This is a genomic window from Dissulfuribacter thermophilus (assembly GCF_001687335.1).
Taxonomy (GTDB): domain Bacteria; phylum Desulfobacterota; class Dissulfuribacteria; order Dissulfuribacterales; family Dissulfuribacteraceae; genus Dissulfuribacter; species Dissulfuribacter thermophilus.
Genome location: NZ_MAGO01000004.1, coordinates 50,024 through 62,623, shown reverse-complemented (window position 1 = coordinate 62,623; position 12,600 = coordinate 50,024). Strand labels below are relative to the sequence as shown.

The 12,600-nt window shown below is 45.1% G+C and carries 10 protein-coding genes; 8 read left to right on the top strand and 2 right to left on the bottom strand.

Features of this window, described 5'->3' with window-relative positions:
* On the bottom strand, nucleotides 1-732 hold the full coding sequence (locus DBT_RS04345) for an ABC transporter ATP-binding protein (protein ID WP_067616854.1): 732 nt from the start codon (nucleotides 730-732) through the stop codon (nucleotides 1-3).
* Between the two features lie 63 nt (nucleotides 733-795).
* Nucleotides 796-1,008, bottom strand: a complete 213-nt coding sequence (locus DBT_RS04340) for an FmdB family zinc ribbon protein (RefSeq protein WP_067616850.1) — start codon at nucleotides 1,006-1,008, stop codon at nucleotides 796-798.
* Nucleotides 1,009-1,121: 113 nt separating this feature from the next.
* Here DBT_RS04340 and hpt point away from each other — a divergent pair, with 113 nt between their 5' ends.
* The 8 genes from hpt (at nucleotide 1,122) to DBT_RS04300 (ending at nucleotide 12,556) form a co-directional block, all read left to right on the top strand.
* Nucleotides 1,122-1,688, top strand: a complete 567-nt coding sequence (gene hpt / locus DBT_RS04335) for a hypoxanthine phosphoribosyltransferase (RefSeq protein WP_067616848.1) — start codon at nucleotides 1,122-1,124, stop codon at nucleotides 1,686-1,688.
* Between the two features lie 642 nt (nucleotides 1,689-2,330).
* A complete protein-coding gene (locus tag DBT_RS04330) occupies nucleotides 2,331-3,974 on the top strand; it encodes an NAD+ synthase (protein ID WP_067616846.1) in 1,644 nt (547 codons plus the stop codon).
* A gap of 91 nt (nucleotides 3,975-4,065) precedes the next feature.
* Nucleotides 4,066-5,139 (top strand): 3'-5' exoribonuclease YhaM family protein, encoded by a 1,074-nt coding sequence (locus DBT_RS04325; protein WP_067616842.1) that lies wholly within the window; start codon nucleotides 4,066-4,068, stop codon nucleotides 5,137-5,139.
* Nucleotides 5,136-6,128 (top strand): DNA polymerase III subunit, encoded by a 993-nt coding sequence (locus DBT_RS04320; protein WP_067616837.1) that lies wholly within the window; start codon nucleotides 5,136-5,138, stop codon nucleotides 6,126-6,128. Before DBT_RS04325 ends, DBT_RS04320 begins: the two co-directional genes overlap by 4 nt.
* A complete protein-coding gene (locus DBT_RS04315) occupies nucleotides 6,106-7,167 on the top strand; it encodes a PSP1 domain-containing protein (RefSeq protein WP_067616832.1) in 1,062 nt (353 codons plus the stop codon). The genes DBT_RS04320 and DBT_RS04315 overlap by 23 nt, the downstream gene beginning before the upstream one ends.
* Nucleotide 7,168: 1 nt before the next feature.
* Nucleotides 7,169-9,127, top strand: coding sequence for a methionine--tRNA ligase (gene metG / locus DBT_RS04310; RefSeq protein WP_067617190.1), 1,959 nt, complete (start codon nucleotides 7,169-7,171; stop codon nucleotides 9,125-9,127).
* Between the two features lies 1 nt (nucleotide 9,128).
* Entirely contained in the window at nucleotides 9,129-11,057 is a 1,929-nt protein-coding gene (gene selB / locus DBT_RS04305) for a selenocysteine-specific translation elongation factor (RefSeq protein ID WP_067616831.1), read from the top strand.
* A complete protein-coding gene (locus DBT_RS04300) occupies nucleotides 11,054-12,556 on the top strand; it encodes a methylenetetrahydrofolate reductase C-terminal domain-containing protein (protein ID WP_067616829.1) in 1,503 nt (500 codons plus the stop codon). The genes selB and DBT_RS04300 overlap by 4 nt, the downstream gene beginning before the upstream one ends.
* The last annotated feature ends 44 nt before the right edge of the window (nucleotides 12,557-12,600 follow it).

Genomic DNA, 12,600 nt, shown 5'->3' with positions numbered 1-12,600 from the left:
TTATACATTACATTGCATGCACTTAATGCACTCTTGATATCCGTATTTTTGAATTCCCTGGAATATCTCTACTGGGTTTCCCTGGCAATATATTTGGCCATTCAACATTACATGCCCTTTATCTGCGGTAACATAGTTCAAGATGAATCCAGTGTGGGTGATGATGAGCCCAGATTTTTCTCTCCCCTTGTGAATGTCTTTTTGGAGGAGTTTTCCAATCATATTTCCAATTACGTCTAGATTTTCCATATCCACCCCAGACTCTGGTTCATCCAACAGTGTGAGGTCAGGGTTTTGGGTAAGGAGTTGCAGGAGTTCTGATTTTTTTATCTCTCCACCTGAAAAGCCAAGATTGACATCTCTGTCGAGGAAGTGATCAAATCCGTATGAAACAGCTAGCCTTCTTCCAAGGCCCTTGTCATCACCGCAGATTTGAAGGAGGTCTTTGAGTTTTACGCCCCTTAATGTGGGGGGGCGCTGAAATGAGATTCCAATTCCCAATTTTGCCCTTTCATTTATGGGAAGATGGGTGATGTCTACCCCCTTAAATATGATTTTCCCGTGGCGTACCTTGTAACCAGAAAAACCCATGATGGTCATTAGGAGGGTGGTTTTCCCTGAACCATTTTTGCCAAAAAGACAATGGGTTTCTCCCTTGCCTATGTGCAAATTGATGCCTTTTAGTACCTCTTTGCCCTGAACCTCTACCCAAAGATCTTCTATTTGAAGCATTTATGTATCTCCCGTTGTTTTGAAAGATAGGCCCGGGCAACGCCCGGGCTTATTGGACTATGCTCACCCAAAACGTGTGGATGAGGTATTACCACATCCTGCTCCGAGGGTTCCAAAAGAACTGGATCCACAGCCGCAGCTGAAGTTGGAGAGGAGCTTTTGGACCTCGTTAGAGCCACATTTTGGACAACTGATTTCTCTTATGTCTCTGTGAGACATTACAAATTTTTCAAAGGTTTTTTTACAATTATTACACACAAATTCATATATGGGCATATTACTTCCTCCTTGTCAAATAAAGTGTTTAGCTTTATAACAAATGAAATTAATATCAAAGTACTTCATGTCAAGGAGTACAGGCTTAAATATCACAAAATTGGAGATTAGTCATGTCTGAGACGCGAGATGAACTCATAGAGATAATCTCGAAGGATGAGATTGACAATAAAATTAAGGCGTTAGCCGATCAAATAAATCGTGATTACAGTGGGCAAGAACTCATTTTGATAGGCATTTTGAAAGGGGCCTTTATTTTCCTGGCTGATCTTGCCAGAGCCCTAAATATGCCTGTAAAGATCGATTTCGTGAGGCTTTCGAGCTATGGGAGCGGTACGGATTCATCGGGCAGGATTACCTTTTCTAAGGACATAGAGCTTGATATCGGAGGCAAACACGTCCTTGTGGTAGAGGATATCGTGGATACAGGATACACCTTAAAATATTTAAAGGACGTCCTCGCACTCAAGGGGCCTTTGTCAGTAAAGGTATGCTGCCTCATAGATAAAAGGGAGAGGCGGAAGGTGGAGGTTGACGTTGACTATGTGGGATTTGATGTCCCAAGGGGCTTTCTGGTCGGATACGGTCTAGACTACAATGAACAATATAGAAATCTTCCAGGAATCTTTCACCTAAATCCATCTTATGAGCCCAAGGCATACACACCATCCGATAGATAAATAGGTTTGGGATCTCTCAGTTAAAAAACACCTTTGGAGCCCCAAAGGGGCTACGAGTTTTACAAATCTTGTTCGTTTCCAGGAGGGTGAGCAGCTTAGTGCCTATGCGTCCCTTTTGTCCTACATCTTCTGTGACTCTGTGAGCTCCCTAACCTAGGATGACGACTCTACTTTTGCGCGGACGTATTCGATCTTTTGTTTAGATTTACACTGGCTTTTCATAATGTATAATTTTAAGTTTTATATATACTTAAACTTTCATGACGACCTGGTTCGTCACCCTCGTGGATGAAAAAAGGGATGTGCGGTACTAGGTAGAAGGGAGAAGTCTTTTAAAAGTTTTGAGTTTTGAGTTTTGAGTGTTGAGTTGAAGGAAAAGGACTTTAAAAGTTTTGAGTTTTGAGTTTTGAGCATTTCAGAAGTGTTGAGTTTTAAGTGTTGAGTGTTGAGTTGAAGGAAAAGAGCTTTGGAAGTTTTGAGTTGAAGCTAGAAGGGAGCGCATCGGGCTTTTGTACAGGCAGGGCTTGCTTCTTCCTTCTACCTTCTGCCTTCTACCTGTTACTCCCTTTTGCCACGCAGGGTTTAGGAGATAGAAAAAAGAGCAAATAATAAATAAAAAAGAAGAAATGAGGATATGATCCAGTGAAGATCGCAGTTTCTCAGATAAATTATAGGATTGGAGCCTTTGAGAAGAATCTTGAAAAGATCCTTTCCCAATATCGATATGCTCAAAAAAAGGGAGTTGATCTAATCGTCTTTCCTGAACTTGCACTTAGTGGCTATCCGCCACAGGATCTCCTTGAAAGGCGGGAATTCATAGAGGCACAAGAAAGAGTATTTGAGCGATTGGTGAATAATGTAAATGAAGTCGGTTTGATACTTGGCCATTTTTCTGAAAATATTTCAAGTACAGGAAAGCCCCTCTTTAGCTCAGTTAGCCTGCTTGCCAATGGAAAGGTCTTACACACTACGCACAAGCGTCTCCTTCCAGCCTATGATATATTTGACGAGACCCGCTACTTTGAACCAGGATCATGTTCTAGCCCAGTAGAGTTTAATGGGCTTCGATTTGGCCTTACAGTGTGTGAGGACATTTGGACTAATCAGGAACTTTGCCCAGAGTGTAGATACAGTGAGGATCCAGTTAGTGACCTGGTGGAGCAGGGAATAGATGTATTGATAAACGTCAGTGCATCACCGTTTCACCTAGGGAAATTTGAGCAACGTATCCGTATCGCAAACTCTATTGTCACCAAGTCAAATACGCCTTTAGTTTACTGTAATTCAGTGGGGGGACAGGATTGTCTGGTATTTGATGGGGCAAGTTTTGTAATGGATGAAAATGGTCATGTTTTCAGCCAATTGCCAGCCTTTGAAGAAGGTCTAGCCATAGTAGACCTAGATGCCAAGGTGGGGCCAGTCCATGCAATTTCCACTAGCCATCCAGAACAGGCCTTTTACGCCCTCAAAATGGCCTTGGTAGACTATATGGATAGATGTGGTTTTAAAGAGGTCGTAGTAGGGCTTAGCGGAGGTATTGACTCTAGCCTCACTGCATCGATTGCCCAATCAGCCCTAGGTCCTGATAGGGTCCTGGGCGTACTCATGCCTTCGGAGTTTACGTCGCAAGAAAGTATTGAAGATGCCCTAGCGCTTGCAAAAAATTTGGGCATAAAGACCCACATCGTGCCCATTAAAGAGATGTTTGATGCCTATATAGGGAGTCTCGGTCCCATCTTTAAGGATGCCCCATGGAATGTCACAGAGGAGAATTTACAGGCCAGGATCAGGGGAAATATCCTCATGGCAATATCGAACAAGTTCGGTCACTTGGTATTGAGTACAGGCAATAAGTCCGAGCTTGCAGTTGGCTACTGTACCCTTTATGGGGACCTGAGTGGAGGTTTTTCCCTTATCTCAGACTGCCCAAAGAGCCTGGTCTATGAAATTGCAGAATTTATAAATAGGGAAAAGGAGATCATTCCCAAAAGGGTCATTGAAAAGCCGCCTACAGCCGAACTTCGACCTGGACAGAGAGATGAAGATGACCTTCCTCCCTATAGTTTGCTAGACAAGGTCCTCAAGGCCTACATCGAGGATGGTATGACAGTTGAAGAGATTGTGAATATGGGGTTCACCAGAGAAGTGGTAGAACGGATAGTTAGAATGATAATTAAAAGTGAATACAAAAGGCGCCAGGCCCCCATGGGCCCAAGGATAACCAGTAAGGCCCTTTGCTGTGGAAGACGGTGGCCTGTGTGTCATGGATTTGAAGTTGGTGATTGACCACAAGGGATACGTTTAAAGGCTTAAGATTGAAGGTTTAGAGGGCTATAGACTGTATTTCGTCTACAAAAGACACTAGGACTGAAGAAATATGAATTCTCAAATAAAAAAGGGTAGTTATGTTTCTGATATAAAGGATGCAAACCAGGAGGTCCAAGGGGTCTTCCTTGTAGAAGAAAAATCCCTCCTCGAGACCAAAAATGGTGATCCCTATGTGGCAATGAGCCTTTCAGACAAGACTGGGCGGATTGCAGCCAGGATTTGGGATGGGGCAGTGGCTGCCTTTAATTCATTTGATACAGGAGATTATATTTTTATTAAGGGGGTTTCTCAGGCCTTTAAAGCCCAGATTCAACTTCGTGTATTGTCGGTAAAGAGCCTGGACAAAAGTCTCATTGATATCAAAGACTTCCTACCTCATACAAAATTTTCCATAGATGCCATGTGGGATGAGTTTAGACGCATCCTCAAATCAATAAAGGACAGAGAACTAAATAACCTGCTCAAGGCCATATTTGCAGACAAGACAATTCAGGATGAATTCAAGCGCGCTCCTGCGGCAAAAAGGATGCATCATGCCTATATTGGTGGCCTTTTGGAGCATACTCTGTCCGTAGCAAAACTGGCAAAGATGATCGCCAGGTATTATCCCTGGTTGGATTCAGATCTACTCCTTTGTGGAGCACTGCTCCATGACATTGGAAAGATAGAGGAATTTTCTTACGACGCCCCTCCAATAGATTATACGGACAAGGGCAGACTTTTAGGACACCTGGTAATTGGCACGAACATCATAGAGAGATTTTTGGCATTGACCTGTATGGACAAAGAAGGACAAAAGGCAAAACTCCTTTTACATATGATCCTCAGTCACCATGGTCACAAGGAGTTTGGCAGTCCGGTGCTACCTATGACTGAAGAGGCCTTGGTATTGCACTTGATTGATGATCTTGATGCCAAGCTGAACTTCCTTCAAGGGTTAAAAGAAGAAAATCCAACTGATGATTATAACTGGACAAAATATCAGAGTCTACTTGAGCGCTCCTTTTTCCTCCCAGGTATTAGGGAAGATCTGCTAGATGGACTTTTTAGAGGGCAATCTGACGTAAGAGAGCACGATTTCAAGGCACAGGATATAGGACAGAAGGGTCTTTGGGAAAAATGAAGGACCTGGTGGAGGTATTTTCCAGAATACTCGAATCCGAGAGGACCTCACATGCCTATATACTTGAAGGCAGTAGCCCTGCACAAAGGATTCAAGAGGCCGAAAGGCTCTCCATGCTCTTATTGTGTATGGCAAGGCACACAGATACATCTGCTCCGTGTGGAGAGTGTATTTCTTGTAAAAAGGTGCTTGCTAGGGTCCATCCCGATCTTATTTTAATTGAACCTGTGAAGGATCTCATAAGGATCGATCAGATTAAAGACCTAGTCTCCGGACTTAAATACCCACCTCTTGAGGGGCAAGTGCGGTGCATAATTATCCAAGAGGCCCAGAAAATGAACTCAGACGCAGCAAATACCCTATTAAAGACCCTGGAGGAACCCCCTTCAAATAATATTTTTTTCCTCACAGTGGGCTCCATAGATCAGCTATTGCCAACGATTGTCTCTAGATGCCAGCGCTTGAGTGTAGGCGTTGAGCGTATTTCCCCCTATGCTGTTGAGGCCCCTACGGAGTTGAGCCGATTCGAGTTGTACGTCAATGAAGTGACAGTAAATGGAATCGAGGACAATGAATCCAGTAAGATAATAGAAAAAAGGAATAGGATTTTTGAAATTCTTTCCCTCTATTATGAGAGGGGAAAAGAAGCAGCGGCTATTTCCAATGCCTTTCAATTATCCAAGGATTCCGCACAGGAACGCCAGGATTTTTTTGAACTCTTGTTGTGTTTAAAGGTCCTCGCAAGGGATTTGCTCCTGATTAAGACAGTGGGAAACGATGCTGAGCTGGATAATCTTTTAATCAATAATGAATACAAGGATTTTCTCATTGAATTGTCAGGAAAGTTTCATGAGTCAGACCTCTGTCAATATTCATTTCAGCTTTCAGAACTAGAAAACATGGCAAGACGTGGTATAAATCTCGAATACGCTGGCAATTTTGCAATACTGTTTTGGTTTGGTGAACATGGCAAAGATCGTACGAGTTAGCATAAGGCCTTATAGGCCACCTGAACATTTTCTTGTAAAAGACCTCGATCTTGATGAAGGCGAATGGGTGGTAGTACCTCAAGAGCACGGGCTCGAGGTCGGACAAGTGATTGAGAGACCCATCGAGGTAGATCTACCCCCTCAAAATTTTCCTCCTCCAATTGAGAGATTGGCTAGCACAGAGGAAATAGAAAGCTATTTTGACAATCTTGAAAGAGAGAAACAGGCCTGGAAGTTCTGCGATGAAAGGGCGCGCCACTATGGGCTTGCCATGAAGCTCGTCAGGGTAGAGCGCCAATTCGACGGAAAGAAGATCACTTTTTATTACTTCGCAGAAAATCGTGTGGACTTTAGAGAACTCGTCAAGGACCTTGTAAGGGGTCTGAAGACTCGGGTTGAGATGCGTCAAATAGGCGTGAGGCACGAGGCCAAGATGGTGGGCGGAATCGGTTGTTGCGGTAGAGAGGTCTGCTGCGCAACCTTTATCAAGGAATTTGCCCCAGTATCCATAAAGATGGCCAAGGCTCAGAACCTTCCCCTGAATCCCAACAAGATATCGGGCATCTGCGGAAGGCTTCTATGCTGCCTCACCTTTGAGTATGAGACCTACAAGGATCTGCAGGCAGAACTTCCATCTCTTGGAAAGTCTATTGAATTGAAGACAGGCGAGGCCAAGGTCATCAGGCAAAATGTGCTAAAGGGTACTGTGACAGTTCTTCTGCCAGATGGAGAAGAAGCGGAACTGCCTGTAGGAGAGGATGGAGAGGTGGAGACAGAGCTTGTCCTCGTAGCGTCTCATGAAGATTTGCCACCTGAAGAGGAAGAACAAACCCCAATGACTCCTATGAAAGAGGAGCAGGAAGTCAAGGACTCCAGAGGATCCAAGAGAGATAGCGGTTCGAAAAATGCCGGTCACGGACAGGCTAAAAGGGGTTCTAGGAAACACAGGGCAAGGAGTTCTTCTAAGAAAGACAAAGGTGGCAGTAAAAAAAGATCAAAAAAGAAGAAACAGGGAAAAAGGGGAAATAAAGAGGGTTAAAATGAAGGAACAGTCCAGATACTACATTACTACACCGATATACTATGTGAATGCAGAACCCCATTTGGGGCATGGGTATACCACAGTAGTTGCAGATTGTATTAGGCGTTATCGCAGTCTTAAAGGAGATGAAACCTTCTTTTTGACTGGGACGGACGAACACGGAGATAAAATTGTCAAGGCAGCGGCCAATGCTGGGCTGAAGTCTCCAAAGGAGTATGCAGACAAGATCAGTGCAAACTTTAGGGCCCTTCTACCCATCCTTGGATGTGAGCCAGACAGGTTCATTCGTACTACTGATCCAGACCATGTGGAAACCGTAAGACGTGTGCTAGATATTGTCTATAAAAACGGAGACATAGAGTTTAAAGAATACGAAGGACTATATTGTTATGGTTGCGAACGCTTCTATATGGAAAGAGAGCTCGTGGATGGAAAGTGTCCTGATCATGGAATTGAGCCGGTGTATCTGAAAGAAAAGAACTATTTCTTTAAGATGAGTAAGTATCAGGACTGGCTCATCGATCACATCAAAAAGAATCCAGATTTCATAACCCCTGAGCGTTATAGAAACGAGGTCCTCTCTTTTTTGAGGGAACCCCTTGAAGACCTTTGTATATCGAGGCCAAAGGAGAGGCTTACGTGGGGAATAGAGCTTCCCTTTGATGATGGGTTTGTGACATATGTTTGGTTCGATGCACTCATCAATTACCTTACAGGTCTAGGATATCCCGATGGTGAGAACTTTAAGCGTTTCTGGCCAAACTGTCACCACGTAATTGCAAAGGACATCTTGAAACCACATGCCATTTACTGGCCAACCATGCTTCGCGCCTTGGGCCTTACGCCATACAAAGGGCTTCATGTCCATGGTTATTGGAAGATAAAAGAGACCAAGATGTCTAAGAGTCTGGGAAACGTGGTGAACCCCGAGACCCTGGTCTCTGTCTTTGGAAAAGATCCCGTACGTTACTGCATGTTAAGGGAGATGTCTTTTGGGCTCGATGCAAGCTTTAGCGTAGACGCCTTTTTTACCCGCATAAATGCGGATCTTGCCAATGACCTTGGCAACCTCGCGAGTAGAGTGCTCACCATGGTGGAAAAATATCTCGATGGCGTGGTCCCAGCCTGTAATGAGATAGAGGGCCCGGAGGCTGAGCTAAAGGCAAAGATCCTGGAGGCAAGTGCCAAATGGGATGAACACATGAACGCCTTTGAAACCCATAGGGCATATGGCGTATTGTGGGAAGCACTCAATCTTGCGAACAAGGTCATTGTAAAGCGAGAGCCATGGGCCCTGCAAAAGGACCCTGAAAAACGTCCTACGCTCTATTCAGTGCTCTATACACTTTTAGAGACACTTAGAATAAGCTCCATACTCGTATATCCGGCAATGCCTGATACCTCAAAGAGGCTCCTAATGGCCCTTGGATGTAGCCCTGAAGATGAGCTGTCTTTCGACAGGGCAAAGACGTTTGGGCTCTTGAAAGAGGGTACAAAGATTCAAAAGATTCCAGGGCTTTTCCCAAGATTGAATAAGGATGAGGTTGAAAAGGCCCTGAATCTTGCCATGAACAAAGGGGAGGAAGAAAAGAAGGTGGAAGACAAGACTGAAAAGACTCCTAAGGCAGATGAAGTTGGTCTCATTGAGATTGGGGACTTTCAGAAGGTAGATTTGAGAGTGGCGGAGATCAAGGCTGTTGAGGATATCCCAAAGGCAGACAGGCTTTACAAACTCACAGTCCTTGCACCAGAAGAGAGGATTATTGTAGCAGGCATCAAGGAACACTTTTCAAAGGAAGATCTACTTGGAAAAAAGGTCTTGATTTGTGCCAATTTAAAGCCTGTTAAGCTAAGGGGAGTAAAGTCCCAGGGAATGATGCTCGTGGCAAAAGGGAGCCACGGGCTTCGCCTGATAACAGTTGAAGGAGATGTTGAACCAGGAGCAAAGGTGAGTTGATATGAGACCCCACATAATCCTTGGTACTGCTGGACATATTGATCACGGCAAGACCACTCTTGTAAAGGCCCTCACTGGTATAGACACAGATAGGCTAAAAGAAGAGAAGGAGAGGGGAATAACCATAGAGCTTGGCTTTGCAAGTCTTGAGCTACCGGGCGGGATCCATGTGGGCATAGTGGATGTGCCGGGACACGAGAGGTTTGTGAAGAACATGGTGGCAGGGGCTGCTGGAGTGGATGTGGTGGCCATGGTCATAGCAGCAGATGAGGGGGTGATGCCCCAGACCAAGGAACATCTTGAAATCTGTCAGCTCCTTGGAGTGAAAAAGGGACTCGTAGTACTCACAAAGCGGGATCTTGTGGATGAGGAATGGCTGGAACTCGTAAAGGAAGACGTTGCCCAGTTTTTGACTGGGACCTTTTTGGACGGGGCCCCCATAGTGTCAGTTTCGTCCACAACAGGCGAGGGGATAGAAGAGTTTTTAAAGACCCTTCAAGAGATCCTCAAAGAGGTTGAGCCACGGCCGCCTGTTGGCCCTTATAGGCTTCCTGTGGATAGGGTATTTGTCAAAAAGGGCTTCGGCACAGTGGTCACTGGCACGAGCATTTCTGGAAGGATTAGTGTTGGAGACGAGGCAACCATCTATCCAAAGGGGATCGAGTGTAAGATCCGTGGGATACAGATGCACGGAGAAGAGCAGACAGAGGCCGTGCCTGGATTTAGAACGGCCCTCAATCTCCAGGGAGTTGAAAAGGCAGATGTCGACCGTGGAGACGTCGTAGCTACAAGGGGGAGTCTTGCACCGAGTTTCCTTCTTGACTTAGATCTCATCTACCTTGAAAGTGCTGAAAAACCCCTGAGATACAGGGCACCTGTGCGTTTTCACTGTGGTACTAAAGAGGCCATTGGAAGGATTCTCATTCAAGGTGATGAGATCGAACCTGGGACTACGACCTTTGCCCAGATAAAGCTTGAGGAGCCAGTGTGTGTGCTTCCAGGAGACAGGTTTGTAATCAGGAGCTATTCACCAATAAGGACCATTGGTGGCGGCAAGGTCCTGAATCCGCTTCCACGACGAAGGCGGAGGACGAGGCAGGACCTCTGGGAAGAGATGCAGGTGCTACGAGATGGTAGCCCCATTGAACTCATATCCTATCACCTTAAGCAGGCAGGCCTTAGAGGACTTCAGGAAACTGAACTCCAGATCCGGACAGGCCTCTATGGAAAGGGCCTAAAAAAGGCATTGAATGATGTCTTTGGAAAGAAATTGGCAATTGCCATTGAAGGTGAAGGAAGACGTATTCTCCACCAAGAAGCCTACGTACGTGTGCTAAAAGAGCTAGTAGACGTCCTCGAGGCATATCACAGTGAAAATCCCCTCAGCCCAGGGCTCTCCAAAGAGGAGTTGAGGTCCAGGGTTTGCTCAAAACTCCGGCTGAGAGAATTGGACCAGAGACTTTTTGCCAAGGCCCTCCAGGAATTGTCGTCAAACAATGATGTTATAGTGGACCGAGACATAGTGAGGCTCAAACAGCATTCAGTACTACTTGGTGAAACTGAGGAAGAATTAAGGGAAAAGATCCTTTCATTCTTTAAGAAGAAGGGCCTAAAGACTGTGAATTGGAAAGAGGCATCATCAAAGTTCGACGGTGATGAAAAACAAAAGGCCTCTTTACTTGACTTGCTCATTAGGGAAGGGGCCTTAGTAAGGCTAAAAGATGACCTCATATTCCACAGAGAAGCATTAGAGGATCTTGAGAGAAAGCTGGTTGACTATCTTAAAAAGCATGGAGAGATCGGAGTCCCAGAATTTAGGGATCTCACTGGCGGGCTGTCTAGGAAGTATTTGATCCCTCTTTTGGAATATTTCGATATGAAAAGGGTTACCATAAGAATAGGAGATAAAAGGAAGCTGAGGAGTCAGTGAAAAAGGACCATGACTTTAAATATACCTTTGAGCTTGTTCCAGCCAGGGCCTCCAGGGGCAAGGCCCTTGATGACATAATTTCTTTTGCCCAAAAGGCTGTAGACGACGGGATACTTAGCGCACTCTCAATAACTGACAATGCAGGAGGGCATCCGGCACTTTCTCCAACCGCACTTGGTCGAGAAATCCAGACCCTGGGGATCACTCCAATAATCCATTTCTCCTGTAAGGATAAAAACAGGAATTTGATAGAAAGTCAGCTCTTTGAACTGGACCGCCACGGGTTGAGGAATCTTTTGGTGCTGACAGGGGATTATCCTAGATACGGATATAAGGGGATTCCAAAGCCCGTATTTGACATCGACTCGGTCGTTGTACTCGAAATGATTTCCCAGATGAAAAAGGGGTTTTTAATAGATCCCAGGGCCCCAGGTGGTGGAACCCGCCTTTCTCCCATGCCCTTTAGGCCGGGCTGTGTGGTAAGTCCGTTTAAACGTCTGGAGGGTGAACTCATAGGCCAGTATCTCAAGCTCAAGAAGAAGGTGGAAAGTGGGGCTGAATATGTAATCACGCAGATGGGATTCGATGCGAGGAAATTTCAGGAACTTTTATTCTTTATGGAAGAAGCTGGTATCGATATCCCTGTTTACGGAACAGTATTTCTCCCAAGTCCTAGGCTTGCCCGGGCAATAAATAAGGGGGTGGTACCTGGCTGTGTACTTCCAGATGAACTGTTGTCGAGGATGGAGTCCTGGAAAGGGCCAGGGAAAAGGGATCGGCTGGAATTTGGGGCTCGCCTCATAGCAGTGCTCAGAGGACTTGGCTATAATGGCGTACATATAAGTGGGCCTGGCCTTGCTTACGAAGATGTTGCGTGGATGATAAATCGCTCTGAGGCTATAAAGGACTTGTGGTGGGACTTCATTGGTGAATTTGAGTTTCCGCATCTTTGGGAATTTTTTCTGTATGAAAAGGATGAAAAAAATGGGCTAAATAAGCGAGAACGCACAAAAACTCAGAGGACAAAGCTTCCGATCGGAGAATATCTCTCTTATCGCACGAGCAGCTTTGTGCATGAGCTTTTTTTTGAAGAGGGAAAGTACCTTTTTGGTCCCACAAAGACTCTTATCAGGCTCCTTGAAAAGGGGGGATTAAACGGAGTGCTTACATCCTTTGAAAAGGCTGTCAAGGCCCCGCTCTATGAATGCCAGATGTGCGGCAATTGCGTTTTAACTGAATTTGCGTATCTTTGTCCCCAGTCACAGTGTGCTAAAGGGCTTTTGAACGGTCCATGTGGTGGAAGTAGAGATGGTTGGTGCGAGGTTTGGCCTGGGGAAAAACCATGTTTTTATGTGCGCGTATATAAGAGATTAAGGGCACTTGAACAGCAGTGTACGTTCTTAAAACATACGTTATCCCCGCGAGATTGGGAGGAATGGAAGCGTTCTAGCTGGGTTAAGGTATTTCTAAAAAAAAGAGTTGACAAAGTGCCTTCATAGTAACACAAATGAAAAGAAATTTGACTGACGATTGTACTTTAATT

Bases quoted from the DNA above. Each gene is read 5' to 3' on its own strand.
- DBT_RS04345 (WP_067616854.1), bottom strand. From the start codon at position 732: ATGCTTCAAATAGAAGATCTTTGGGTAGAGGTTCAGGGCAAAGAGGTA.
- DBT_RS04340 (WP_067616850.1), bottom strand. From the start codon at position 1,008: ATGCCCATATATGAATTTGTGTGTAATAATTGTAAAAAAACCTTTGAA.
- hpt (WP_067616848.1), top strand. From the start codon at position 1,122: ATGTCTGAGACGCGAGATGAACTCATAGAGATAATCTCGAAGGATGAG.
- DBT_RS04325 (WP_067616842.1), top strand. From the start codon at position 4,066: ATGAATTCTCAAATAAAAAAGGGTAGTTATGTTTCTGATATAAAGGAT.
- DBT_RS04320 (WP_067616837.1), top strand. From the start codon at position 5,136: ATGAAGGACCTGGTGGAGGTATTTTCCAGAATACTCGAATCCGAGAGG.
- DBT_RS04315 (WP_067616832.1), top strand. From the start codon at position 6,106: ATGGCAAAGATCGTACGAGTTAGCATAAGGCCTTATAGGCCACCTGAA.
- metG (WP_067617190.1), top strand. From the start codon at position 7,169: ATGAAGGAACAGTCCAGATACTACATTACTACACCGATATACTATGTG.
- selB (WP_067616831.1), top strand. From the start codon at position 9,129: ATGAGACCCCACATAATCCTTGGTACTGCTGGACATATTGATCACGGC.